The sequence below is a fragment of the Streptomyces sp. DSM 120436 genome, from assembly GCF_055778765.1.
Genome location: NZ_JBSKBS010000002.1, coordinates 1,180,743 through 1,205,060, shown reverse-complemented (window position 1 = coordinate 1,205,060; position 24,318 = coordinate 1,180,743). Strand labels below are relative to the sequence as shown.

Sequence of the window (24,318 nt, the reverse complement as noted above, 5' to 3'; positions counted from 1 at the left end):
CGAGCCCCCTCCCCGGACCTTCTGCCTTTCCCCTTTTCGGAGCGACCACAGTGACGCCTGAGTCCCACCCCCTGACGCCGGACCGCCCGGCCGGTGACGACGCCCGGCCGGAGCCGCCCCCCGGATGCCCCGCGCACGACCGCGGCCCCGGCGGCCTCGCCCGCCTCCACGCGTCGGACGACCTCAAGAAGCTCTACGAGCAGCTGCGCGAGGAGCACGGCCCGGTGGCACCCGCGCTCGTCCACGACGACGTACCGCTGTGGGTGGTGCTCGGCCACGCCGAGAGCCAGCAACTGGTCCGCAGATCCACACAGTTCACCAAGGACAGCCGCGTCTGGTCCGCGCTCCGCGACGGCCTGGTCAAGCCCGGGCACCCGCTGATGCCGCACTTCGCCTGGCAGCCGACGTGCGCCCACACCGAGGGCGAGCAGCACCGGCGCTGGCGCGGCGCCATCGACGCCGCCGTCGCCGCCACCGACTTCCGCAGCCTGCGCCGGTACGTCAACCGCAGCGTCCAGCGCGTCGTCAACCGGTTCTGCGAGGACGGCGAGGCCGACCTGGTGAGCCAGTACGCCGAACACCTGCCGATGGCCGTGATGTGCCACGTCCTCGGCATGCCCGACGAGTACGACGACCGCATGGTGCAGGCCGCCCGCGACATGATCCGCGGCACCGAGACCGCCATCGAGAGCAACGCCTACGTGACGGCGGCGCTGGAACGCCTCACCGCCCGCCGCCGCGAGGAACCGCGGAACGACTTCGCCGGCCACCTCGTCAGCCACCCGGCCGGACTGAGCGACGAGGAGGTCAGCCAGCACCTGCGGGTGGTGCTGATCGCCGCCTACGAGGCCACCGCCAACCTTCTCGCCAACGTGCTGCGCCAGGTGCTGATCGACCCGCGCTTCCGCTCCCAGCTCAACGGCGGTCAGATGACCGTGCCCCAGGCGGTGGAACAACTGCTGTGGGACGAACCGCCGTTCAGCACCATCTTCGCCTACTACGCCAAGCAGGACACGGAACTGGGCGGGCAGCGCGTCCGCAAGGGCGACGCCCTGCTGTTCGCGCCCGCGCCGGCCAACGTCGACCCCCGGGTCCGCCCCGACCCGACCGCCGACATGCAGGGCAACCGCTCCCACCTCGCGTTCGGCGGCGGCGCCCACGAGTGCCCCGGCCAGGACATCGGCCGTGTCATCGCCGAGGTCGGCGTCGACGCCCTGCTCATGCGGCTGCCGGACGTGGAGCTGAGCTGCGCCGAGGAGGAGCTGACCTTCACCGAGTCCATCGCCTCACGCCATCTGGTGTCGCTGCCGGCGCACTTCACGCCCCGGCCGCAGCAGGAGGTCACCCAGCCGCCGACCCATGAGAACGACGCGCCGGCGGTGTACGACTGGCAGATCGGGGGGATCCCGCGGCAGGCGGCGCCGACGGCCGCGGCTGCTCCGGCCGCGGTCGCCGTGGGGAGCGGGGCCGCGGCCGCGGGGGCCGGCGGGGCTTCGGCCGCCGGCCCGGTTCCGGTCTCGGGTGCGGCGCCGGCCGAGGCGCCCGTGCCGCCCCCGCCGTTCCCGCGGCAGGAGCCGCCGAAGGGCGCCTGGCAGCGCTTCCTGCGGTGGTGGCGCGGCTACTGACCCGCCGCCCACTCCTCGTACGAGGCCCACGCCCCGAGCACCCGGCCGCTGGTGAACCGGCGTTCCGCCCCCGTCACCGGATCGGTGAACGCCAGTTCCCGCGCCAGCAGTTGCAGCGGACGCCGGAAGTCGCCGGCCGGGACGGGGGAGGTCACCTCGGGGTAGAGGGGGTCGCCGAGGATCGGCACCCGGAGGGCGTTCATGTGGACCCGGAGCTGATGGGTCTGGCCGGTGCCGGGCACCAGCCGGTACCGGCCCAGGCCGTCCGCCCGGTGCGCGAGCAGCTCCACCCGGGTCACCGCGTTCGGCTCGCCCTCGACCTCCCTCGCGGTCAGCGTCCCGCGCTCCTTCACGATCCGGCTGCGCACGGTGCGGGGGAGGTCCAGGGCCGGGTCGTAGGGGGCGACGGCCTCGTACTCCTTGTGCACCCGCCGGTCGCGGAACAGCGTCTGGTAGGCGCCGCGCTCCTCGGGCCGCACGGTGAACAGCACCAGCCCGGCGGTGAGCCGGTCGAGGCGGTGCGCCGCGGTCAGCCGCGGCAGGCCCAGCTCGTGCCGGAGCCGGGCGAGCGCGGTCTGCCGGACGTGGCTGCCGCGCGGCGTGGTGGCCAGGAAGTGCGGCTTGTCGACGACCACGAGGTGCTCGTCCTGGTGCACCACGCGCAGGGGGAAGGGCACCGGGGACTCGGCGGGCATCTCGCGGTGGAACCACACGCACAGGCCCGGCGCGTAGGGGGTGTCGGGCGGGACGGGGCGGCCGTCGGCGCCGACGATCCCGCCCGCGGTGAACAGGGCGTCGATCCGCGCGGGGTCCGCGGCCAGACGCAGCACCAGGTGCTCCCGGACGGTCGCTCCCGGCCCGCCGGCCGGCAGGCGCACCCGTACCGGGTCCACTCCGTCGCGCTGCGGCAGGGGAGGGGGCGGGGCGGGGCGTCTGCGTCTCACGTGGGGCAAGGGTACGGGGCGGCGGAGGGTGAGCGCGCGGTTCTCCGCGCCCCGGTGGGCCACGGCAGAGGGCCGGACGGTCAGGCCGACGCCCGGGCGCTCTCCTGTTCCGCCTCGATGCGGGCGTTCCACTCCTTCTTCGAGGCCTGCCAGCCGTCCTCGTTGTGGCCCTGGCGCCAGTAGCCGGAGATGGACAGGTCCTCGCGCGGGATGCCGCGCTCCACCCGCAGCAGACGGCGCAGTTCCTTCACGAAGTGCGCCTCGCCGTGGACGAAGGCGTGCACCCGGCCCTCGGGCCGGTCCAGCCCGCGCACGGCCTCCACCAGCGCCTCGCCGACCCTGCGGTCCCCGCGGTGCAGCCAGCGGATCTCCGCGTCGGAGTCGATCTTCTGCTCCTCCTCCGGGCCCGCGATCTCGAGGAACGCGAACGCGCGGGCGCCCTGCGGCAGCGACTCCAGGGCGCGGGCGATGGCCGGAAGCGCGCTCTCGTCACCGGCCAGCAGGTGCCAGTCGGCGGCGGGGTCGGGGGCGTAGGCGCCGCCGGGGCCGAGGAACCGGACGACGTCGCCGGGCCGCGCGTTCAGCGCCCACGGGCCGGCCAGGCCCTCGTCGCCGTGGATCACGAAGTCGAGGGTCAGCTCCCGGTGCTCGGCGTCCCAGTGGCGGATCGTGTACGTCCGGGTCACCGGCCACTGGTCGCGCGGGAACTCGGCGCGGATCCGCTCCAGGTCGAAGGGCTCGGGGTAGACCACGCCCGGCGCCGGGAACAACAGCTTGACGTAATGGTCGGTGCAGGTGTCCGCCGAGACGGCCGCGAGGCCCTCGCCGCCCAGCACCACGCGCTGCATGTGCGGGGTCAGCCGCTCCGTGCGGACGACCACGCCGGTGTGCGGGGTGCGCGGCGCGCGTGCCGGTCGCTCTGCCATGAGAGGCCTCCCTGTCGCAGTTAGGTATACCTAAGTTAGCACCTACCGCTCCGCGAGCGTTCCCAGCAGGCGGGTGACCGACCCGCCCAGGCCCCAGCGCGCGGCCAGGGACTCGACGGCGGCCGGGTCGCGCGGAGCGCGCGGCAGGGCCGTGTCGACGTCCGGGAGCGGGACGTCGTCCGCGACCCGGACGACCCTCGGCGCCACCGCGAGGTACGGCCGCGCCTCGTCCAGACGCCTGCGCTGCGCCGGCGTGAGCGTCGACCGCGGGTCGTCCACGGCCGCCAGGATCCCGGCCAGGTCGGTGAACCGGTCCAGCAGCTTGGCCGCCGTCTTCTCCCCGATGCCGGGCACGCCCGGCAGACCGTCGCTCGGGTCGCCGCGCAGCAGCGCCAGATCCGCGTACCCCCTGCCGTCCACCCCATACTTCCCGCGCAGCGCCGCCTCGTCGGTGATCTGCAGCGTCCCGACGCCCTTGACGGGGTACAGCACCCGCACCCCGCGCGCGTCGTCCACCAGCTGGTACAGGTCGCGGTCGCCGGTGACGATGTCGACCGGGCCGTCCGCCCGCGCCGTGAAGGTGCCGATCACGTCGTCCGCCTCGTACCCGGCGACGCCCACCCGTGCGATGCCCAGCGCGTCGAGCACCTCCTCGATCACCGGCACCTGCGGCGACAGCGTGTCCGGGACCTCCTCCACGTCCGGCCCCGACGCCTGCTCCTCGGCGACCCGGTGCGCCTTGTAGGAGGGGATCAGGTCCACCCGCCACTGCGGGCGCCAGTCGGCGTCCATGCAGGCCACCAGGTGCTCCGGCCGGTGGTCCTTGACCAGGCGGTCGATGAAGTCCAGCAGCCCGCGCACGGCGTTCACCGGCGTGCCGTCCGGCGCCTTGACGGACTCCGGGACGCCGAAGTAGGCGCGGAAGTAGAGGGAGGCGGTGTCGAGAAGCATCAGTCCGGTCACGCCCCGCATCATGCCCCACCCCGCCGACAGCACCGTCCTGGCGGCACGCCGCGTACGTCTGTGCGCGACGTGTTGCGCCCTGCGCCACGTCTGTGAGGCCGCACACGAAAAGTTTGCGCCGTTCGAAACAGGGGAGGTGCGGCCGCGGAACGATGCCGGTTGCGCTTTCAACCGTTCGCGGGCCCCGGCCCGCCGCGCATCGTTCCGGCATCTGCAGCCGAGACGAGAGGTACGTGTGTCATCAAGGCTTGAGGCCGAGCACCTGTTCAAGGTGTTCGGCAGACGACCGGACCAGGCAGTCGAACGACTGCGCACCAACACGGCGGACCGCGAGGGACTGCGGGCCGACGGCGTCACCGCCGCCGTCATCGACGCGTCCTTCTCCGTGGAGCCGGGCGAGATCTTCGTCGTCATGGGCCTCTCGGGCTCCGGCAAGTCCACCCTGCTGCGGATGCTGAACGGTCTGCTGGAGCCGACCGCCGGACACGTCCGCTTCGACGGGCAGGACCTCACCGCCCTGTCCGACCGCGAGCTGCGGGACCTCAGGTCCCGGAAGATCAGCATGGTCTTCCAGCACTTCGCGCTCTTCCCGCACCGCAGCGTCCGTGACAACGCCGCCTACGGTCTTGAAGTGCAGGGCGTGCCCCGCGCCGAGCGCGAACGCCGCGCCGACGAGGCGCTCGCCCTGTGCGGCCTGGCCGGCTGGGAGGACTCGTGGCCCGACGAGCTGTCCGGCGGCATGCAGCAGCGCGTCGGCCTCGCCCGCGCGCTCGCCACCGACGCCGACCTGCTGCTGATGGACGAGTCCTTCAGCGCCCTCGACCCGCTGATCCGCCGAGACATGCAGGACCAGCTGATCGAGCTGCAGAAGAAGCTGAGGAAGACCATCGTCTTCATCACCCACGACCTCAACGAGGCCATGCGCCTCGGTGACCGCATCGCCGTCATGCGGGACGGCCGCATCGTGCAGATCGGCACCGCGCAGGACATCCTGATCCGGCCGGCCAACGACTACGTGGCCTCCTTCACCCAGGACGTCGACCGCTCGCGCGTGCTCACCGCCCAGTCCGTGATGGATCCCGAGGTGCGCGGCGACGAGGCCGACTGCGGCTGCGAGACCGCCACGCCCGGGACGGCGTTCACCGACCTGTGCGCCATCAGCGCGCGCGTCCCGCACCCGGTGGCCGTGGTCGACGACGGCGACCTCGTCGGCGTCGTGCCCCGGCAGCGCCTGCTCGGCCTCCTCGGCGACGAGGAGGCGGACCCCGGGGTCTGCGACAGCCCCGAGGACAAGGGCGGGAAGGTGATGGCCCGTGCCTAGGATCCCGCTCGGCGACTGGGTCAACAGCTCGGTCGACTGGCTGCTCGCCAACCTGACCTGGCTGTTCGACTTCTTCAAGACCGTCTTCACCGGCGCCTACGACGGTGTCAACGCCGTCCTCCAGGCCCCCGAGCCGCTGCTCCTCTGCGGCATCTTCGCGGTCATCGCCTTCTGGCTGCGCGGCACCCTCGCCGGTGTCCTCACCTTCGTCGGCTTCGCCTTCCTCGACTCCATGGAGTTGTGGGAGGACTCGATGGTGACGCTGGCGCTGGTGATCGTCGCCACCGTGATCGCCCTGGCGATCTCGGTGCCGGTGGGCATCTGGGCGGCCCGCTCCGACCGGGTCAGCGCCTTCGTCCGCCCGGTCCTCGACTTCATGCAGACGCTCCCGGCGATGATCTACCTCATCCCGGCGATCCTGTTCTTCGGGACCGGCTCCGCCCCGGGCATCGTCGCCACCCTGATCTTCGCGCTCGCCCCCGGCGTCCGCATGACCGAGCTGGGCATCCGGCAGGTCGACAAGGAACTCGTCGAGGCGGCCGAGGCGTTCGGCACCACGCCCCGCAACACCCTGCTGCGCGTCCAGCTCCCGCTGGCGCTGCCCACGGTGATGGCGGGCGTCAACCAGGTGATCATGCTCGGTCTGTCCATGGCGGCGATCGCCGGCATGGTCGGCACCGGCGGACTCGGCGGCGCCGTCATCGAGGCCATCGGCCAGCTGAACATCGGTCTCGGCGCCGAGTCCGGCCTGGCCATCGTCATCCTCGCGATCTACCTGGACCGCATGACCAGCGCCCTGGGCACCCAGGTGTCACCGCTGGGCCGCCGCGCGGCCGCCAAGGCGCGCGCCGCGCAGGGGCTGAGGATCTGGTCCTACCGGCCCCGGCCGCAGGTCGCCGTGGTCGGCATCGTCGTCCTGGCCCTGGTGGCCGGCGGCATGGGCCTGTTCGGCGGCACCGCCGGGTCCGGCGGCACCGAGGCGGACGACGGGAACGTCGGCGACGGGAAGAAGATCAGCATCGGCTACATCCCGTGGGACGAGGGGGTGGCCTCCACGTACCTGTGGAAGGAGATCCTCGAGCGGCGCGGCTTCGAGGTCGAGGCCAGGCAGCTGGACGCCGGGCCCCTCTACACCGCGCTGGCACAGGGCGACGTCGACTTCCAGACCGACGCCTGGCTGCCCACCACGCACGCGGAGTACTGGAAGAAGTACGGCGACCGGCTCGAGGACCTCGGCACCTGGTACGAGGAGACGACCCTGGAGCTGACCGTCCCCGCGTACATGGAGGGCATCGACTCCCTGGAGGACCTGAAGGGCAAGGCGGCCACCTTCGGCGGGAAGATCACCGGCATCGAGTCCAGCGCCGGCATGATGGGCCTGCTGAAGAGCAAGGTGCTCGGCGACTACGGCCTCGACAAGGAGTACGAGGTCGTCGACAGCTCCACCCCGGCGATGCTGGCCGAGCTCAAGCGCGCCTACGGCAAGAAGGAACCGGTCGTCGTCACGCTCTGGTCGCCGCACTGGGCGTACAGCGACTACGACCTGAAGAAGCTGGAGGACCCCAAGGGCTCCTGGGGCGAGGGCGACGCCGTGCACCTGGTGGCCCGCAAGGGCTTCGCCGGCGAGAACCCGGTCGTCGGGCAGTGGCTGAAGGACTTCTCGATGAGCGAGGAGGAACTCACCAGCCTGGAGGCCGAGATCAACAAGGCCGGCAAGGGCCGCCAGCAGGACGCCGTGCGCGCCTGGCTGAAGGACAACCCGGGCGTCGTCGACAAGCTGGCCCCGGTGGACTCCGGCGCGGGCGGCACCCCCGCCGAGGCGAAGCGCACCCTGGACGTGGCGTGGTTCCCGTGGGAGGAGGACGTCGCCGTCACCTACCTGTGGAAGAACGTCCTGGAGCGGCGCGGCTACACGCTGAACCTCAAGCAGATGGACGTCGGCCCGGTCTACACCGGCCTCGCGTCCGGGGACATCGACCTCAACTTCGACGCGTGGCTGCCCCACTCGCAGAAGAACTTCTACGAGCCGAACAAGGACAGACTCACCGACCTCGGCACCTGGTACGAACCGGTCTCCCTGGAGATCTCCGTCCCCTCCTACGTCAAGGGCGTCACGTCCCTGGCCGATCTGAAGGGCAAGTCCGACCTGTTCGGCGGGCGGATCGTCGGCATCGAGCCGGGCACCGGCCAGATGGACATCCTGAAGAACAAGGTGCTGCCCGCCTACGGCCTGGAGGACGAGTACGAGGTCGTCGACGGCTCCTCGCCGGCGATGCTGGCCGAGCTCAAGCGCTCCTACGCCAAGAAGCAGCCGGTCGCGGTCACGCTCTGGTCGCCGCACTGGGCGTACAACGACTACGAGCTGACCAAGCTCGCGGACCCGAAGCGCGCCTGGGGCGAGACCAACACCATCCACACCATCGCCAGCAAGAAGTTCCCCGAGCAGTACCCCCGGCTCACCGAGTGGATCAAGGGTTTCCACATGAGTGAGGACGAGCTCGGCTCCCTGGAGGCGGAGATCAAGAACCGCGGCCAGGGGAACGAGGAGGAGGCCGTCGCCGCCTGGCTCGAGGAGCACCCGGACATGGTGGAGCGGATGACGCCGCAGTAGCCGCCGTACCGGCCGCGTCCCCGAGGGGCGGGTCCCGGAGCGTCCCCCCAGGGGCGCCCGGACCCGCCCCTCGCGCGTGCGGAGCCGCCCCCCGCCGCCACCGCAGGGATCCGGACAACCACAGAGCGCGATCCGCTGCCCGGACCTCCCCGTGACCTTCCGGCGGACACGGTGAACAATGGCGGGAACACGCCTTTTCGCATCCAGGGCGTGCCGAGGGGTCCGGCGGGCGGCTGGCGCGAACTGTGAGGTCCGCACCGGCCGCACGTGACGGCGACGTGACAGGCGCCTGAAACGGTTCGCCGAACATGCGTAGGGTGCACACAACTCGGCAAGGGAAGAGCGCCGGAACCCCGGCGGTCGGGTGCGGGACGAGCGGCGAAGGAGGGAGCCGGAGCGATGGGCGACCACAAGGAACAGCCCCTGCGGGTGGGCGCGGCCGTGCGGCGGCGACGCCGTGCGCTGGACCTCACCCTCGCCGTCGTGGCCGAGCGCAGCGGTCTGTCGGTCCCGTTCCTCAGCCAGATCGAGAACGAGCGCGCGCGCCCCAGCCAGACGTCCCTGGAGAAGCTCGCCGACGCGCTGCGCACCACCGCGGTGGAACTGCTCGCCGCCGCCGACCCGGCGTGCAGCGTGGACGTCGTCCGCGCGGAGGGCGCCGAACCGTGGACCGAGCCACGGGTGCGGTCCCTGGTCCGCGGCCACCACCAGATGCACGCCTCCGAGTTCACCGGCGACCACGACGCCGGACGTGAACTGCAGTTCCGCAACGATCAGTTGATGTACGTCGCGGAAGGCGCCGTGGAGATCGAGGCGGAGGGGCGCGCCTACCGGCTCGGGCGCGGCGACACCCTGTACCTCACCGGCGGCGTCCGGCACCGCTGGCGGGCCACGGTGCCGGAGACCCGGCTGCTGGTGGTCGCCGTCGCCGAGCACATCGAGGCGCTGCGGGACACCAAGCCGCGCCGATGAGTCCCGTACGGGTCGTCTCCCTCGTCCCGTCGCTGACGGAGGCCGTGGCCGTGTCCGCGCCGGGCGCGCTCGTCGCGGCCACCGACTGGTGCACCCACCCCGCCGGGCTCGACGTCGTCCGCGTCGGCGGCACCAAGAACCCGGCGGTGGACCGCATCACCGCCCTCGCCCCCGACCTCGTGATCGCCAACGAGGAGGAGAACCGGCCACCCGACCTGGAAGCCCTGCGCGCGGCGGGCCTCGACGTGCTGGTCACGCACGTACGGACCCTGCCGCAGGCCTTCACCGAGCTGGACGGCGTCCTGTCCGCGTGCGGGGTGCGGAGCCGTCCCGGCTGGCTGGACGAGGCGGAGGCCGCGTGGGAGGCACCGCCGGGGTTCGACACTCACCGCACGGCGGTCGTGCCCGTCTGGCGCCGCCCGTGGATGGTCCTCGGCCGCGACACCTTCGCGGGCGACCTGCTGGCCCGCCTCGGCGTACGCACGCTGTACGCGGACCACGCGGAGAGGTACCCGCGCATCCCGCTCGACGACCTGCGCGCGGCCCGCCCGGACCTGGTCGTCCTCCCCGACGAGCCGTACCGCTTCACGGCGGACGACGGCCCGGAAGCCTTCCCCGGCCTCCCCTGCGCCCTCCTCAGCGGCCGCCACCTGACCTGGTACGGCCCCTCCCTGGCGGAGGCCCCGCAGGTGCTGGGCCGCGCGTTGCGGGCGGTGTGTGCCTGATCCGCGGGCGCGGTGCCTGAGGTGGGGTCCGACGCCGTCTGATGAGGTTCCTCCGGATCGGCCGGGCGGGGGGGGGCAGGTCCTGGCTGCCGTGGTGAGGGGCGCGTGTGTGATGCGCGGGTGCGGTGCCCGGGGTCGGGTTCGCCGCCGTCCGGCGGGGTGTCCTCTCGATCCGCTGGGCGGGAGCAGGATCTGGGCGCCGCTGTGCGCCGCTGTGATGCGCGGGTGCGGTGCCCGGGGTCGGGTTCGCCGCCGTCCGGTGGGGTGTCCTTCGCTCCGCTGGGCGGGGACATCCTCCGGTCGGCACCGTGGGCCGCCCCGCGGGGCGCGCGGTCGCGGGAGCGCGTGAAAACGCGGCGGACCGGCGTGTGCGGTGGGCGCCGGGCGGCCCTCGTCGAGCAGGCGCCTCTCGGCCGGTGGCCGCGTGCGTCAGCTCCGAGGACGCGCCGTCGCACGCGGCGCCCCCGACGGCGCAAGGCGACCGGGCCTGCGGCCCTCACCGCTCGGGCGCGCGGGAACGGCGGTCGCCCGGGTTCGTGGTGGCCGAGGCAGGGACCGGCCGGCGGGGCCGGGCCGGCCGGCCCGTGCGAGCACTCGTCCGGGCGTGCGGCGGTCGTTGCATAAGCTGGGCTTATGAGCAGAACGGACGAGCGCGGCGACGAACGGTCCGCGAGCGCCGGTTCGCTGGCGCACCGGGTGCCCGACCTCGGCGCGCTCGAGCTGCTGCTCGCCGTGGCGCGGGTGGGGAGTCTGGGCCGGGCGGCGCGCGAGCTGGGGATCACCCAGCCCGCCGCGAGCAGCCGGATCCGGTCGATGGAACGGCAGCTCGGCGTCGCCCTCGTCGACCGCTCGCCACGCGGGTCCCGCCTCACCGCCGCGGGCGCCCTGGTCACCGACTGGGCCCGCCGGATCGTCGAGGCGGCGGAGGCGTTCGACGCGGGCGCGCAGGCGCTGCGGGACCGCAGGGACTCACGGCTCCGGGTCGCCGCAAGCATGACGATCGCCGAGTACCTGCTGCCCGGGTGGCTGGTCGCCCTGCGCGCGCAGCGGCCGGACACGGCGGTGTCGCTGCTCGCCGGCAATTCGACGGCGGTCGCGGAGCGGCTGCTGGCGGGGGAGGCGGACCTCGGGTTCGTGGAGGGGCTGACGGTGCCGGCCGGACTGGACTCCGCGGTGATCGCCCACGACCGGCTGGTCGTGGTCACGTCCCCCTCGCACCCCTGGGCCCGCCGCAGGCGCCCGCTCGCGGCGGAGGAACTGGCGGTCACCCCGCTGGTGCTGCGCGAGGAGGGCTCCGGCACCCGGCAGGTGCTGGACGCGGCGCTGGGCGGGCTGGCGCGCCCCCTGATCGAGCTGTCCTCGACGACGGCGGTGAAGGCGGCGGCGGTCGGCGGCGCGGGCCCCGCGGTGCTGAGCGAGCTGGCGGTGGGGGAGGAGCTGGGGATGCGGCGCCTGGTACGCATCCCGGTCCAGGCGGTCGCCCTGGCCCGCGACCTGCGCGCGGTCTGGCCGACGGGCCACCGCCCCGCGGGCCCGGCCCGCGACCTGCTGTCGCTGACCCGCGGCTGAGGGTCCGGGCTCACGCCCGCCGACGGCTGCCCCCGCCGGGCCGGGCGCGGTGCGAGGCCTCTGTGCCCGCACCTCGGGGAGGGCGCCTGCCGGTGAGCTGCCCGAGCCGCGGCGGGGACACCGCGGGGGCCGCGGCCTCACCTCTCGGGGCCGCGCCCCGGCGCCGGACTCAGCCTCGCCGAGGCCGGTGCGGACCGGCCGGCCCGGCGGGGACCCGGCCGCGGATGCCGGAGGCGGTCCCCGTACCCCGGGCGGGGCGTCGCCCCGCGCGCCGGCGGGGTCCGACGGGGCCGGTCCCGTCAGCCTCCTGCCGCCGTGATCAGCGCGCGGACGACGCGTTCGTCCTCACCCATCTCCGGATGCCACTGCACCCCCACCACCCAGTGCCCCCCGGGCCGTTCGACGGCCTCCACCGTGCCGTCCTCCGCGTAGGCGGACGGGACCAGGCCGGTGCCGAGGCGGTCGACCGCCTGGTGGTGGTAGGCCGGGACCGCCGTCTCCTCGGGGACGGCCTCGGCGTACCGCGTGCCCGGGACCGGCTTGACCGGGTGGCGGCCGAAGACGCCCGGCGCCTCCGCGTGGCCGTCGATGTGCTGGACGAGGGTGCCGCCCAGGGCGACGTTCAGCAGCTGCATGCCGCGGCAGATGCCGAGCAGCGGCACGCCCCGCTCCAGGGCGGCCCGGATCAGCGCCAGCTCCCAGACGTCCCGTTCCCGGGCGGGCGGCCCGGTGCGCGGGCCGGGCTCGGCGCCGTAGTGGACGGGCTCCACGTCCGGGCCGCCCGCGACGACCAGGCCGTCCAGCCGGGCCACGGCGGCCGCCGCGTGCTCCGGCGCGTCCGGCGGGAGCATCGCCGCCAGTCCGCCCGCCCGCTGCACCAGCCGTGGATAACCGGCCGGCAGCAGCGCGGCGTCCAGCTGCCACACACCCCACCGCACGCCCGGCTCCGCGTACGTGCTGATGCCGATCAGCGGCCTGCCCGACACCCGGGCACCTCCTCCTCGGTCCCGCGCCAGCTCCGCCTCGGCCGCCGCCGGCGCCGTGAACCCGCCGGACCCACCGGCGGGTTCACGGGATGCGGACGGAAGGCTCACGGCACGGCCCCCAGGAGGCGGTGTGGCACGGAAGGCGGTAATGGAACAGATCCGGACCTTTGCGGGCCCCTACCTTCGTGGCGCACCCGACGCGAGCGCAACCCCCGTGCGTCAAGCCGCGGCAGACCCTGCCCGGACCCGCCGCGCGCCGCGCCGTCAGGCGAGGAACCCCCGCAGCAGCGCCGCGGTCCCCGCACAGTGCTCCCGCATCACCGCGCGCGCCCCGTCCGCGTCCCCCTCCAGCACCGCGTCCACCAGCGCCGCGTGCTGCCGCTGCGAGTGCTCCAGGTTGCGCACCAGCAGCGGGACGCAGTCCAGCAGGTCGTTCACCGTCGCCCGCACCGCCGCGTACTGCGCGGTCAGCGAGGGCGAGCCGGACAGCTCCGCCAGGGTGAGGTGGAACAGCGTGTCCGCCCGCCGGTAGTCGCCCAGCGGCGCCTCCTGCGTGCCCGCCAGCGCCTCCCGCAGCCGCCCCGCCCGCCCCCCGGCCGGCCCGTGCGCCGCGCACAGCCCCGCCGCGCCCACCTCCAGCACCTCCCGGAAGCGCAGCACGTCCTCGATGTCCACCTCGGCGATCCGCCGCCGCAGCTCCTCCTCGCCGGCGTCCGTCGGACGGGGCAGCACAAACGTTCCGCCGTACCGGCCGCGCCGCGACTCCACCAGGCCCTGGTCCTGGAGCACCTTCAGCACCTCGCGCAGCGTCACCCGGCTGATCCCCAGCCGCCCCGCCAGCTCCCGCTCGGCCGGCAGCCGCTCCCCGCCCGCCACCAGGCCCAGCCGCACCACCTGGAGGATCTGCTCCAGCGCCTCCTCGAAGCCGTTGCCCGCACGGACCTGCCGCAGCACCGGAGCCAGCCGGTCCCCGCCCGCGCCGGCCGCATCCTCGGTCATCTGGTCGCGCCCCCTTCCCAAGCAATGGTTCCCGGCAATACCTTATGGCTCCCGGCCGACCGAAGAAGCCCGAAGAAGCCCCAGGAGGCCCTCCGTGGCAGACCGCACACCCCCGCTTTCCGTCGAGGAGCTGCACGCCCTCGTCGCGGGCGGCGAGATCGACACTGTCGTCCTGGCCTTCCCCGACATGCAAGGGCGTCTCCAGGGCAAGCGGTTCGCCGCCCGCTTCTTCCTCGACGAGGTCCTCCACCACGGCACCGAGGGCTGCAGCTACCTGCTCGCCGTCGACGCCGACATGAACACCGTCGACGGCTACGCCATGTCCTCCTGGGAGACCGGCTACGGCGACTTCGCCCTGTACCCCGACCTGGACACCCTGCGCCGCGTCCCCTGGAACGAGGGCACCGCCCTGGTCGTCGCCGACCTGGCCTGGGCCGACGGTTCCCCGGTGGCCGCCGCGCCCCGGCAGATACTGCGCCGGCAGCTCGACCGGCTCGCCGCCCTCGGCTACACCGCCCAGGCCGGCACGGAACTGGAGTTCATCGTCTTCAAGGACACCTACGAGCAGGCCTGGGACGCCGGCTACCGCGGACTCACCCCGGCCAACCAGTACAACGTCGACTACTCCGTGCTCGGCACCGGACGCATCGAGCCCCTGCTGCGCCGCATCCGCAACGAGATGGCCGGCGCCGGCCTCACCGTCGAGTCCGCCAAGGGCGAGTGCAACCCCGGCCAGCACGAGATCGTCTTCCGCTACGACGAGGCCCTGGTCACCTGCGACCAGCACGCGGTCTACAAGACCGGAGCCAAGGAGATCGCCGCCCAGGAGGGCGTCTCGATCACCTTCATGGCCAAGTACGACGCACGCGAGGGCAACTCCTGCCACATCCACCTCTCGCTCGCCGACCTCGGCGGGGGAAGCGCCATGCCGGACTCCCCGGAGGACCCGGACAGCATGTCCGAGGTGATGCGGCACTTCCTCGCCGGGCAGCTCGCCGCGCTCCGCGAGTTCTCCCTGCTCTACGCCCCGCACATCAACAGCTACAAGCGGTTCCAGCCCGGCTCCTTCGCCCCGACCGCCGTCGCCTGGGGCCACGACAACCGCACCTGCGCGCTCCGCGTGGTCGGCCACGGCCGCTCCCTGCGCTTCGAGAACCGGCTGCCCGGCGGCGACGTCAACCCCTACCTCGCCGTGGCCGGCATGGTCGCCGCCGGCCTGTACGGCGTCGAGCACCGGCTGGACCTGCCCGAGCCCTGTGCGGGCAACGCCTACACCGCCGGTTTCGCACACGTCCCCACCACCCTGCGCGAGGCCGCCGAGCTGTGGGAGAACAGCGAGATCGCCAAGGCGGCCTTCGGCGAGGAGGTCGTCGCCCACTACCGCACCATGGCGCGCGTCGAGATCGACGCCTTCGACGCCGCGGTCACCGACTGGGAGCTGCGCCGCTCCTTCGAACGCATGTGAGGCCCCGCGTGTCCGACCAGCCCGCCGAGCTCCAGGTGCACAACCCCGCCACCGAGGAGGTCATCGCCACCGTCCCGGCCGCGAGCCCCGCCGACGTGGACGCCGCCGTCATCCGCGCCACTCGCGCGCAGACCGCCTGGGCCGCCCTCGCACCCGGCGAACGCGCCCGCCTGCTGCGCCGGTTCGCCGCCGCCGTCGACGACCACGTCGAGGAACTCGCCCGACTGGAGGTCCGCGAGGCCGGCCACACCCTCGGCAACGCCCGCTGGGAGGCGGGCAACGTCCGCGACCTGCTCGACTACGCGGCCGGGGGAGTGGAACGCCTCACCGGCCGGCAGATCCCGGTCCCGGGCGGCGTCGACGTCACCTTCCTCGAGCCCCTCGGCGTCGTCGGCGTCATCGCCCCCTGGAACTTCCCCATGCCCATCGCGGCCTGGGGCGCCGCGCCCGCCCTCGCCGCCGGCAACGCGGTCCTCCTCAAACCTGCCGAGACCACCCCCCTCACCGCCCTGCGCCTCGCCGGACTCGCCCTGGAGGCCGGGCTCCCCGAGGGCCTGTTCCAGGTGCTCCCCGGCCACGGAACGGTCGCCGGGAACGCCCTCGTCGAACACCCCGGCGTCGCCAAGATCGTGTTCACCGGCTCGGCGGCCGTCGGCAAGCAGGTGTGGGCCAAGGGGGCCGCCCACCTCAAGCGGGTCACCCTCGAACTCGGCGGCAAGAGCCCCAACATCGTCTTCGCCGACGCCGACCTGGAGGCCGCCGCGGCCGCCGCCCCCATGTCCTTCCTCGACAACGCCGGACAGGACTGCTGCGCCCGCACCCGCATCCTCGTCGAGCGCTCCGCCCACGACCGCTTCCTGGAGCTGCTCGCCCCCGCGATCGAGGCCGTCCGCGTCGGCGACCCGGCCCGCGACGAGGACGTGGACATGGGCCCGCTGATCTCCCGCACCCAGCTCGACCGCGTCCGCTCCTACGTCCCCGACGGCCACGAGGGCATCCGCGGCAAGGCCCCCGAAGGCCCCGGCCACTGGTTCCCGCCGACCGTCCTCACCGGCGTCGACCCCGGCGCGCGCGTCGCCGTCGAGGAGGTCTTCGGTCCCGTCGCCGTCGTCCTCCCCTTCGACGACGAGGCCGACGCCGTCCGCCTCGCCAACGCCACCGACTACGGCCTCGCCGGCTCGCTGTGGACCCGCGACGTCGGCCGCGCCCTGCGCGTCTCCCGCGCCGTGCGCGCCGGGAACCTGTCGGTCAACTCCCACGCCGGCGTCCGCTACTGGACCCCCTTCGGCGGGTTCAAGCAGTCCGGCGTGGGTCGCGAGCTGGGGCCGGACGCCCTGACCGCCTTCACCGAGACCAAGAACGTCTTCATCAGCACGGAGGCCTGACCGCACATGAGCGAGGACATCATCTGCCGCCGCCTGACCGGCCGCACCGCCGTCGTCACCGGAGCCGGCAGCGGCATCGGTCTCGCGTCCGCGCGCCGGCTCGCCTCCGAGGGGGCCCACGTGGTCTGCGCGGACGTCGACGAGGTCCGCGGCACGGCCGCCGCCGAGGAGACCGGCGGGATCCACGTCAACACCGACGTCACCGACCCCGAACAGGTCGAGGCGCTGTTCCGCACCGCGTACGAGACGTACGGCAGCGTCGACGTCGCGTTCAACAACGCGGGCATCTCGCCGCCCGACGACGACTCCATCCTGGAGACGGGCCTCGAGGCGTGGAAGCGGGTCCAGGAGGTCAACCTCACCTCCGTCTACCTGTGCTGCAAGGCCGCCATCCCCTACATGCGGGAGCAGGGCAAGGGCTCCATCGTCAACACCGCGAGCTTCGTGGCCCGCATGGGCGCGGCCACCTCGCAGATCTCGTACACCGCCTCCAAGGGCGGCGTCCTCGCCCTGTCACGGGAGCTGGGCGTGCAGTTCGCGCGGGAGGGCATCCGGGTCAACGCGCTGTGCCCCGGGCCGGTCAACACCCCGCTGCTCCAGGAGCTGTTCGCCGAGGACCCGGAGCGGGCCGCGCGCCGGCTGGTGCACATCCCGCTCGGCCGGTTCGCCGAGGCCGAGGAGATCGCCGCCGCCGTCGCCTTCCTGGCCAGCGACGACTCCTCCTTCGTCAACGCCACCGACTTCCTCGTCGACGGCGGCATCTCGGGGGCGTACGTCACGCCGCTTTGACGTCCTCGCCGTCCTGAAGGGCGGCGATTCCCGCCTGCCGCGCCGTTGGAGGCTGCGGTGTCGGGTGGGTTCCTGCTTCGCTGCGCGGTGCCGGGAGGAGTCCCGGTCTTACCTGCGCTCCACAGGTCGGCACGGCCAGTCCGGCCGCCTCGGCGACGTTGACCGCCTCGTCGATGTCCCGGTCCAGGACGGCCCCGCAGCCCCGCACGCCCCGCACGTCCACACACGGACGTGCAGGGGCTTGGGGCCGTCCTTCACGCCGCACTGCGAGCACACCTGAGACGTGGGCTCGAACCGGCCGATCTTCACGAAGGTGCGCCCGCACCGGACGGTCTTGTACTCCAGCATGCTCACGAACGCCGACCATCCGGCATCGTGCACGGACCTGGCCAGGCGGGTACGCGCGAGTCCCTTCACCGCCAGGTCCTCCACGGCGACCGCTTGGTTCTCGCGGATCAGCTTCGTGGAGAGCCGGTGGTGGAACTCGCGGCGCGCGTCCGCGACGCGGGCGTGTCAGCGGGCCAAAGATCCGCTTCACCACCGGGCTGAAGCCCGGTGCACTGCGAACAGACCAGGTAGCGGCCCCCCACGGTGACTCGGTTCGCCCTCGGGGCGGGCCCGGACGGACCGCCCCTGGCCGGCACGGGCCGCATCACCGAGGACATCCGCCCGGTCGCCGACCGGTCCGCCTCCGGCGGCGCCGGCAGCAGCACCGGTCCCACCGGCTGAGCCCCTACAGGAACGTGTGCCCCTCGCCCCGGTACGTCGGCACGGTCGCCGTCACGGCGTCGCCCTCCACCAGGTGCAGCGCGTCGAACCGCTCGCACAGCTCGCCCGCCTTGGCGTGCCGGAACCACACCTTGTCGCCGATCAGCAGATCGTCGGCGGCCGGACCCAGCAGCGGCGTCTGCACCTCGCCGGCCCCCTCCTGCGGGTCGTGGCGCAGCCCCTCCGGGAGGTACGGCGCCGGCAGCCGGTCCGCGCCGGGCGCGCCGGACGCCGGGTAGCCGCCGCCCAGCACCGTCACCACGCCGACCCCGGGCCGCCGTACCACCGGCAGGGCGAACAGCGCGGCCGGACGCCCCCTGAACGACGTGTAGTTGTCGAACAACCGCGGCACGTACAGCCCCGACCCGGCCGCGATCTCGGTCACCGCGTCCTCGGCCGCCGTGTGCTGCACGCTGCCCGTACCGCCGCCGTTGACGAACTCCAGGTCCGGCACGACCTCCCGGACCGCCCGCACCACCGCGGCCCGCCGCTCGGCGAGTTCGCGCCGCGCGGCGGCCTGCATCAGCCGCACCGCCCGGGACCGCAGCGGCCGCCCGGCCACCGCGTCCCCGACCCCGGCCACATGCCCCTCGTACGCCATGACGCCCACGACCTCGAACCCCGGCCGCCGGGCCACCGCGCGGGCCACTTCGGCGACCTGGGCGGGGGAGTGCAGCGGGGAGCGGCGGGCGCCGATCCGCACGCGTCCGCCCAGCAGCTTGAGCGAAGTGTCCAACTCCAGGCACACCCGCACCACTTCGCCGCCGCCGGCCCGCGCCGCGTCGATCAGGTCGAGCTGCGCCGGGTCGTCGATCATGACGGTGACGGCGGCGGCGAGCTCGGCATCGGAGGCGAGTTCGGCGTACCCGGCGCGGTCGGCGGACGGATAGGCGAGGAGGACGTCGTCGAAACCGGAGCGGGCCAGCCACAGCGACTCGGCGAGCGTGAACGACATGATGCCCGCGAAACCCTCGCGGGCCAGGACCCGTTCGAGCAGCGCCCGGCAGCGCACGGACTTGCTGGCGACCCGGATCGGCTTGCCCCCGGCACGGCGGACCAGATCGTCCGCGTTGGCGTCGAAGGCCTCCAGGTCCACGATCGCGACGGGGGCGTCGAGCTGGGCGGTGGCCCGGTCGTAACGGGCCCGGTCGGCGGCGCGCGCAGTCATGACGGCAGCCTGCCAGACCGGATTACCGCAGGGTAGGGGGATGTTCCGGGCAGATGCCGCGGGCCTGCCGACTGGTTCCCGTACGGGCCCTGGCACGCCGTAGAGTGACGCGCACGCACGGCGGTACGGGGCCGGCCCGGTCGTCCGGGCGGATGACGCGCCGACCGTGCGGGTATCCGTGCCCGGGACGCGTCCGCGCCGGGCCACCTGGCAGCGACACACCGGCCGCGGACGACGAGGACCGGCCCGGGCACGAGGAAACGGGGGGTGCATGAGCACGGAAGCGCGCCGCGCCTTCCTCCCCCCGCGCCCGTCCCACGCCCCCCGCACCGCGGGCGACCCGGGGCCCTTCGGCCCCCGCGCCCCCCTGGACGACACACCTCCGCGGCAGACGGGCCGGCCCGCCCCCGACGACACCGGCCACGTGGGCGCCCCGCGCCCCGCGCCGGACGGACGGGACCCGGCCGACCGCGACGAACGGGCGTACAGGTCGCCCGGCGTGAACACGGCCGACACGGGGCGTGCCGGGGCTTCGGGCCCCGGGGCCGCCGGACCGGACGCGTCCGGCGCGTGGGACGCGGGCGCGTCCGACGGTGAGCCGACGCGTCCGCCGACCGTCGGCAGCCCCGCCGATCGCAGCGTGACGACCCCCCGCGCGTCCGGCGAGCGCGGACCCACCGGCTCGGGGAGCGCCGAACCGCCGTACCCCCCGGCCGGCGGCCGTGCCGATGACCGCGCCGTCACCCCCACCGCCTCCGGCGGCGCGTCCGAGCGCCCCCGTACCGACGCCGACGCCCCCGACCGCACCGCGCCCCCGCCGCCCCAGGCGTCCGCCCGCTTTCCCGACGCGCCGCCCGCCGTCGGACGAGGCGTGCCCTCCGCGCGCCCCGCTCCCCCCGCGCCGCCGCGCCCCGCGTACCGGCCCCGTGCCGAGAGCGCGTCCGAGACGACCACCCGGCTGCGCCCCGTCCCGGCGGAGCCGGACCCCGCGCTGTCCTGGAGTGCGCCCATGTCCCCGGGCGGGGCTCCCGGCGACGGACGTCCCGTCGTGTCCTTCGGGGAACCCGGGAGACACCCCCGCCCGTTCGCCCGCCGCACCCGCGGGCAGGCCGTCGCCGCGGCCGTCTGCCTCGTCCTCGGCACCGGGCTGATCGGCGGCGCCGTCACCGGCGCGTGGCTCGCCGACGGGCCCGAGGGTCCGGGCACCCGGCACGCCTTCGCGGTCGCCGGGGACCTGTGGCACGAGGTCCCCGTGGACCAGCTGTTCCCGCCCACCGTCCAGGGCCGGGGCGCGGGGCCCGGCGAGGCCGACCGCGTCTGGACGCGGATCGCCGTCGCCCCCGACAGCGGCTGCAAGGACGCCTTCGACACCCTGCTCGCCCGCGTCCTCGCCCCCGTCGGCTGCGAGCGCCTGCTGCGCGCCACCTACACCGACGCCACACAGAGCCATGTCACCACCGTCGGCCTGCTGTTCACCGAGGCCGACGCGGCCGGCATGGAGGTCCTCGCCCGTCGCTTCGACCGTGAACGCCTGGACCGCCGCAGCGACCTGATGCCGCTGCCGTACGCGGCGAAGGACACCGCCGCCGAGGGCTTCGGCCCGGAGCAGCGGGCCTCCTGGGCGATCTCCGTGCTGACGGACGCCCCCGTCGTGGTCTACGCCGTCACCGGCTGGGCCGACGGCCGAGCCGTCGACGAGCCGCAGCCCGCCGAGGACGCCATGGGGTCCGGCGCCACCACCGCCCCCGCGCAGGCGGGCCTCGGCCACGAGGCCCGCGGCCTCGCCGACCGCTTCGAACGCGCCCTGCGCAAGCGGGCCGGCGCCCCTACGGAGCGTCCGTCGTGAGGAAGCGCCCCGCCGCCGTCGGCGGCCTGCTCGCCGCGGCCCTGGTGCTGGTCCCCACGACCACCGCGCACGCCGACGGCATCCGCGACCGGCAGTGGTCCCTGGAGGCCCTGCACACCGAGGAGGCCTGGCGCACCACGCGCGGCGCGGGCGTCACCGTCGCCGTCCTGGACACGGGCGTCGAGGCCGACCACCCCGACCTCGACGGCAACGTCCTGGAGGGCAAGGACCTCGTCGGCTTCGGCGCGCGCGAGGGCGACGAGGCCTGGGCCCGCCACGGCACCGCCATGGCCGGCATCATCGCCGGTCACGGCCACGGCCCGGGCAACGGCGACGGCGTCCTCGGCGTCGCCCCGGAGGCGAAGATCCTCCCCGTCCGCGTCATCCTCGAGGACCGCGACCCGGCCCGCGCCAAGGCCCGCAGCACCCGCGGCAACGCCCTCGCCGAAGGCATCCGCTGGGCCGCCGACCACGGCGCCGACGTCATCAACCTCTCCCTCGGCGACGACTCCGCCTCCGCGCACCCGGAGCCGGGGGAGGACGAGGCGATCCAGTACGCCCTGCGCAAGGGCGTGGTCGTCGTCGCCTCCGCCGGCAACGGCGGCGAGAAGGGCGACCGGATCTCCTACCCGGCGGCCTACCCGGGCGTCATCGCCGCCACCGCCGTCGACCGCTACGGCACCCGCGCCCCCTTCTCCACCCGCCGCTGGTACGCGACGGTCAGCGCCCCCGGCGTCGACGTGATCATCGCCGACCCCGACCACAAGTACTACGAGGGCTGGGGCACCAGCGCCGCCGCCGCGTTCGTCTCCGGCGCCGTCGCCCTGGTGAAGTCCGCCCACCCGGACCTGACCCCCGCACAGATCAAGCGGCTCCTGGAGGACACCGCCCGCAACGCGCCCGCCGCCGGACGCGACGACTCGCGCGGCTTCGGCTTCGTCGACCCGGCCGCCGCGATCGAGGCCGCCGGCCGGCTGAAGCCGCAGGGCCTCGAGGCGGCGGCTTACGGCGAGGAGTACTTCGGCCCGGGCCCGGACACCGCCCCCTCCGGCGACGACACCGCCGACTGGGCCGCGCCCCTGGCGGGCGGCGCCGGCGGGGTGCTTCTGGTGGCCTCGGTGGTCCTGTGGCGAGGCCGCCGCCTCGAGAGCCGGACCTTCTGACCGCGCCGCGCCAGGACGTCCACGGCGTCCCGCGCCGCCGCCTCCACCCGCGCCACGCCCTCCGCCAGCGTCGCGTGGCCGTCGGACAGCACCGCCACCACGTACGCGCGCCCGCCGGCGGTCACCCGCCCCGTGCTGTTCACCACCCACAGGCCGGTCGCGTCGCGCGGCAGCCAGCCGTTCTTCACGGCCCACCGCGTGTCCGGGTCGGCCAGGGCCGGCACACCCCAGGCCTGCTCCGGCACGACCCGCTCCATCAGCTCCCGCACGTACGCCCACGCGGGCCCGGCCGGCACCGGGCCCGTCCCCCCGGCCGGCGCGAGGACCCGCCGCAGCAGCGTCACCCGGTCCGCGGCCGTCGTGCGGGTCAGTCCCCAGCGGGCGTCGGCCACCGTGCGGGCGAGACCGAGCCGGGCGTTCGCCGCGTCCAGTCCGGCCGCCCGCCCGACGCCCTGCCACAGCGCCGTCGCCGCGTCGTTGTCGCTGCGCACGATCATCGCCTCCGCGTGCGCCTGCTCGGCGGCGGTCAGATCGCGTCCGGCGTCCCGCGCCGTCAGCAGCAGGGCGGTCAGGATGTCGACCTTCACCACGCTCGCGGTCACGAACTCCCCGTCGTCCGGGGCGTGCGTCTCCCCGCTCGCCAGGTCCAGCACCGCCGCCGACACCCTCGGCCCGTCCGTCACCGCGCACTCCCTCCGCCCGCGTCCGGGCGTCCCGTCCACGGCCGCTAAGGTCGGTGACCGTGGCGAACAAGAACATCCCCGTCTCCCCCTTCCGCGACGACGACGGCTCCGCCGACCCCCGGCTGAGCGCCGCGCTCGCCGCCTGGGCGGAGGACGGCAGCGCCGTCCGGCCGGTCCTGGAGGCGCTCAAGGGCGCCCGGCTGCTCGTTCCCGTGGTGGCCGTGCTGGGTGAGGTGGAGGAGGACGACGAAGAGGGGCGCGAAGCTCCTCGGGAGGGTGGTGGCGGGCGACGGGGGGGCGGACTGCGCCGCGAGAAGACCAGCGACATGGCCGTACCCACGCTGAAGGCCGGCGGCCGCACCGCGCTGCCCGCCTTCACCTCCACCGACTCCCTCGCCCGCTGGGACCCGGCGGCCCGCCCCGTCGCCGTACCGCTGCACCAGGCGCTCCAGGCCGCCGCGCACGAGAAGGCGGACACGGTGGTCCTGGACCTGGCCGGACCCGTGCCGTTCGAACTGACCGGGCCCGCGCTGCTCGCCCTCGCCGAGGGCCGCACCAGCGCCGATCCGCTGGAGGACCCGGCCGTCGTCGAGGCCGTGCGGGCCGCCGTCGCCGCCGAGCCCTCCGTCGTCCGCGCCCACCTCGGGCCGGGACAGGCCGACGGCACCCTCGCCCTGGTCCTCGACCCGGCCGCGCCGGTCGCCGAGGCAGCCCGCGCGGTGGCCCGGCGGCTCGCCGCGGACGAGACGCTGAGGGCCCGCCTGGTGCGCGGCCTCGACCTGGCGGTCCTGCCGGCCGAGGCGACGCCTCCCGGCGAGCCCCTGTACGTACGCGACTGAGGAAGGAGGGAGGCGCCCCGGCACCGGAGCGCCCGTCCGTCAGCCGTAGACCGCGCCCGTGTACTTCTCGCCCGGTCCCTTGCCCGGCTCGTCCGGCACCAGGGAGGCCTCGCGGAAGGCGAGCTGCAGCGACTTCAGGCCGTCCCGCAGCGGCGCCGCGTGGAACGAGCTGATCTCGGTCGCCGAGGCGTCCAGCAGACCGGCGAGCGCGTGCACCAGCTTGCGGGCCTCGTCCAGGTCCTTGTGCGTGTCGCCCTCCTCGGTCAGACCGAGCTTCACGGCGGCGGCGCTCATCAGGTTGACGGCGACCGTCACGATCACCTCGACCGCCGGAACCTCCGCGATGTCGCGGGCCATGGCGTCGAAGTCGGGGCTGCCGGGGGTCTCGGGGGGCTCCGAGGGGGAGGTCTCACTCATGCCCCACACGATAGGCGGTGACGTGCGGTGCCCTCCGGTTAGCCCTTGTCAAGCGATCCTGGTAATCTGGTGGACGACCGGTCGGACCCGTATGCCTCACGGCACGCGAGCCCGGCCCACAAGTGGAGGCTTTCGAACTCCCACCTGGCCGCCC

At 74.6% G+C, this 24,318-nt stretch carries 20 protein-coding genes and 2 pseudogenes; 13 read left to right on the top strand and 9 right to left on the bottom strand.

Translation table 11 applies throughout. The features are described 5' to 3' along the window. Positions 1 to 50: 50 nt before the first annotated feature. The gene (locus ACWH4W_RS27485; RefSeq protein WP_473078514.1) at positions 51 to 1,625 is read left to right on the top strand and encodes a cytochrome P450; all 1,575 of its coding nucleotides are present in this window, start codon (positions 51 to 53) and stop codon (positions 1,623 to 1,625) included. Here ACWH4W_RS27485 and ACWH4W_RS27480 read toward each other — a convergent pair. From ACWH4W_RS27480 to ACWH4W_RS27470, 3 genes are all read right to left on the bottom strand, one after another. After that, on the bottom strand, positions 1,619 to 2,569 hold the full coding sequence (locus ACWH4W_RS27480) for an RluA family pseudouridine synthase (RefSeq protein WP_473078513.1): 951 nt from the start codon (positions 2,567 to 2,569) through the stop codon (positions 1,619 to 1,621). The two genes, ACWH4W_RS27485 and ACWH4W_RS27480, sit on opposite strands and share 7 nt — an antisense overlap. An 80-nt stretch (positions 2,570 to 2,649) precedes the next feature. Then, the gene (locus ACWH4W_RS27475) at positions 2,650 to 3,495 is read right to left on the bottom strand and encodes a siderophore-interacting protein (RefSeq protein WP_473078512.1); all 846 of its coding nucleotides are present in this window, start codon (positions 3,493 to 3,495) and stop codon (positions 2,650 to 2,652) included. A gap of 42 nt (positions 3,496 to 3,537) precedes the next feature. Beyond that, positions 3,538 to 4,467: a 5'-3' exonuclease gene (locus tag ACWH4W_RS27470; protein WP_473079277.1), complete on the bottom strand. Its 930-nt coding sequence runs from the start codon at positions 4,465 to 4,467 to the stop codon at positions 3,538 to 3,540. 226 nt (positions 4,468 to 4,693) lie between these two features. Here ACWH4W_RS27470 and ACWH4W_RS27465 point away from each other — a divergent pair, with 226 nt between their 5' ends. The 5 genes from ACWH4W_RS27465 (at position 4,694) to ACWH4W_RS27445 (ending at position 11,656) form a co-directional block, all read left to right on the top strand. Then, positions 4,694 to 5,779: a quaternary amine ABC transporter ATP-binding protein gene (locus ACWH4W_RS27465; protein WP_473078511.1), complete on the top strand. Its 1,086-nt coding sequence runs from the start codon at positions 4,694 to 4,696 to the stop codon at positions 5,777 to 5,779. Then, positions 5,772 to 8,390 carry an ABC transporter permease/substrate binding protein gene (locus ACWH4W_RS27460; RefSeq protein WP_473078510.1) on the top strand — a complete coding sequence of 873 codons (2,619 nt, stop codon included), beginning with the start codon at positions 5,772 to 5,774 and terminating at the stop codon, positions 8,388 to 8,390. Before ACWH4W_RS27465 ends, ACWH4W_RS27460 begins: the two co-directional genes overlap by 8 nt. Positions 8,391 to 8,789: 399 nt before the next feature. Continuing rightward, positions 8,790 to 9,362 carry a helix-turn-helix domain-containing protein gene (locus ACWH4W_RS27455; RefSeq protein WP_473078509.1) on the top strand — a complete coding sequence of 191 codons (573 nt, stop codon included), beginning with the start codon at positions 8,790 to 8,792 and terminating at the stop codon, positions 9,360 to 9,362. Further along, positions 9,359 to 10,087 (top strand): helical backbone metal receptor, encoded by a 729-nt coding sequence (locus ACWH4W_RS27450; protein ID WP_473078508.1) that lies wholly within the window; start codon positions 9,359 to 9,361, stop codon positions 10,085 to 10,087. The genes ACWH4W_RS27455 and ACWH4W_RS27450 overlap by 4 nt, the downstream gene beginning before the upstream one ends. A gap of 633 nt (positions 10,088 to 10,720) precedes the next feature. Next, a complete protein-coding gene (locus ACWH4W_RS27445; protein ID WP_473078507.1) occupies positions 10,721 to 11,656 on the top strand; it encodes a LysR family transcriptional regulator in 936 nt (311 codons plus the stop codon). 299 nt (positions 11,657 to 11,955) lie between these two features. Here the strand turns inward: ACWH4W_RS27445 and ACWH4W_RS27440 are convergent, their stop codons facing one another. After that, the gene (locus ACWH4W_RS27440; protein WP_473078506.1) at positions 11,956 to 12,642 is read right to left on the bottom strand and encodes a gamma-glutamyl-gamma-aminobutyrate hydrolase family protein; all 687 of its coding nucleotides are present in this window, start codon (positions 12,640 to 12,642) and stop codon (positions 11,956 to 11,958) included. Between the two features lie 264 nt (positions 12,643 to 12,906). Further along, entirely contained in the window at positions 12,907 to 13,641 is a 735-nt protein-coding gene (locus tag ACWH4W_RS27435; RefSeq protein ID WP_473078505.1) for a FadR/GntR family transcriptional regulator, read from the bottom strand. Between the two features lie 94 nt (positions 13,642 to 13,735). On the opposite strand from ACWH4W_RS27435, the gene ACWH4W_RS27430 reads away from it, so the two are divergent. The 3 genes from ACWH4W_RS27430 to ACWH4W_RS27420 are packed head-to-tail and all read left to right on the top strand — an operon-like array spanning position 13,736 to position 17,280. Further along, a complete protein-coding gene (locus tag ACWH4W_RS27430; protein ID WP_473078504.1) occupies positions 13,736 to 15,106 on the top strand; it encodes a glutamine synthetase family protein in 1,371 nt (456 codons plus the stop codon). 8 nt (positions 15,107 to 15,114) lie between these two features. After that, positions 15,115 to 16,491, top strand: a complete 1,377-nt coding sequence (locus ACWH4W_RS27425; RefSeq protein WP_473078503.1) for an aldehyde dehydrogenase family protein — start codon at positions 15,115 to 15,117, stop codon at positions 16,489 to 16,491. A gap of 6 nt (positions 16,492 to 16,497) precedes the next feature. Then, complete coding sequence (locus ACWH4W_RS27420) at positions 16,498 to 17,280, top strand: 3-oxoacyl-ACP reductase (RefSeq protein ID WP_473078502.1); 783 nt, start codon at positions 16,498 to 16,500, stop codon at positions 17,278 to 17,280. Here ACWH4W_RS27420 and ACWH4W_RS27415 read toward each other — a convergent pair. After that, a pseudogene (locus ACWH4W_RS27415) lies at positions 17,267 to 17,793 on the bottom strand (RNA-guided endonuclease InsQ/TnpB family protein); the annotation flags it as partial. The gene ACWH4W_RS27420 and the pseudogene ACWH4W_RS27415 overlap by 14 nt on opposite strands. 78 nt (positions 17,794 to 17,871) lie before the next feature. Between ACWH4W_RS27415 and ACWH4W_RS27410 the strand changes: the two are divergent. Continuing rightward, the gene (locus tag ACWH4W_RS27410; protein ID WP_473078501.1) at positions 17,872 to 18,009 is read left to right on the top strand and encodes a hypothetical protein; all 138 of its coding nucleotides are present in this window, start codon (positions 17,872 to 17,874) and stop codon (positions 18,007 to 18,009) included. A gap of 4 nt (positions 18,010 to 18,013) precedes the next feature. Here ACWH4W_RS27410 and ACWH4W_RS27405 read toward each other — a convergent pair whose 3' ends face one another. Continuing rightward, complete coding sequence (locus tag ACWH4W_RS27405) at positions 18,014 to 19,216, bottom strand: amino acid deaminase/aldolase (protein WP_473078500.1); 1,203 nt, start codon at positions 19,214 to 19,216, stop codon at positions 18,014 to 18,016. A gap of 271 nt (positions 19,217 to 19,487) precedes the next feature. Here ACWH4W_RS27405 and ACWH4W_RS27400 point away from each other — a divergent pair, with 271 nt between their 5' ends. Next, a complete protein-coding gene (locus tag ACWH4W_RS27400) occupies positions 19,488 to 21,062 on the top strand; it encodes a hypothetical protein (RefSeq protein WP_473078499.1) in 1,575 nt (524 codons plus the stop codon). Beyond that, positions 21,059 to 22,225: a type VII secretion-associated serine protease mycosin gene (gene mycP / locus ACWH4W_RS27395; protein WP_473078498.1), complete on the top strand. Its 1,167-nt coding sequence runs from the start codon at positions 21,059 to 21,061 to the stop codon at positions 22,223 to 22,225. The genes ACWH4W_RS27400 and mycP overlap by 4 nt, the downstream gene beginning before the upstream one ends. 146 nt (positions 22,226 to 22,371) lie before the next feature. Here mycP and ACWH4W_RS27390 read toward each other — a convergent pair. After that, positions 22,372 to 22,722, bottom strand: a pseudogene (locus ACWH4W_RS27390) (serine hydrolase); the annotation flags it as partial. Positions 22,723 to 22,967: 245 nt separating this feature from the next. Here ACWH4W_RS27390 and ACWH4W_RS27385 point away from each other — a divergent pair. Next, entirely contained in the window at positions 22,968 to 23,747 is a 780-nt protein-coding gene (locus ACWH4W_RS27385; RefSeq protein WP_473078497.1) for an SseB family protein, read from the top strand. 39 nt (positions 23,748 to 23,786) lie between these two features. On the opposite strand, the gene ACWH4W_RS27380 is transcribed toward ACWH4W_RS27385, so the two are convergent. Further along, on the bottom strand, positions 23,787 to 24,164 hold the full coding sequence (locus ACWH4W_RS27380; protein WP_473078496.1) for a DUF1844 domain-containing protein: 378 nt from the start codon (positions 24,162 to 24,164) through the stop codon (positions 23,787 to 23,789). Between the last annotated feature and the right edge of the window lie 154 nt (positions 24,165 to 24,318).

Bases quoted from the DNA above. Each gene is read 5' to 3' on its own strand.
- ACWH4W_RS27450 (WP_473078508.1), top strand. From the start codon at position 9,359: ATGAGTCCCGTACGGGTCGTCTCCCTCGTCCCGTCGCTGACGGAGGCC.
- ACWH4W_RS27475 (WP_473078512.1), bottom strand. From the start codon at position 3,495: ATGGCAGAGCGACCGGCACGCGCGCCGCGCACCCCGCACACCGGCGTG.
- ACWH4W_RS27435 (WP_473078505.1), bottom strand. From the start codon at position 13,641: ATGACCGAGGATGCGGCCGGCGCGGGCGGGGACCGGCTGGCTCCGGTG.
- ACWH4W_RS27380 (WP_473078496.1), bottom strand. From the start codon at position 24,164: ATGAGTGAGACCTCCCCCTCGGAGCCCCCCGAGACCCCCGGCAGCCCC.
- ACWH4W_RS27470 (WP_473079277.1), bottom strand. From the start codon at position 4,467: ATGCGGGGCGTGACCGGACTGATGCTTCTCGACACCGCCTCCCTCTAC.
- ACWH4W_RS27400 (WP_473078499.1), top strand. From the start codon at position 19,488: ATGAGCACGGAAGCGCGCCGCGCCTTCCTCCCCCCGCGCCCGTCCCAC.
- ACWH4W_RS27445 (WP_473078507.1), top strand. From the start codon at position 10,721: ATGAGCAGAACGGACGAGCGCGGCGACGAACGGTCCGCGAGCGCCGGT.
- ACWH4W_RS27455 (WP_473078509.1), top strand. From the start codon at position 8,790: ATGGGCGACCACAAGGAACAGCCCCTGCGGGTGGGCGCGGCCGTGCGG.
- ACWH4W_RS27420 (WP_473078502.1), top strand. From the start codon at position 16,498: ATGAGCGAGGACATCATCTGCCGCCGCCTGACCGGCCGCACCGCCGTC.
- ACWH4W_RS27405 (WP_473078500.1), bottom strand. From the start codon at position 19,216: ATGACTGCGCGCGCCGCCGACCGGGCCCGTTACGACCGGGCCACCGCC.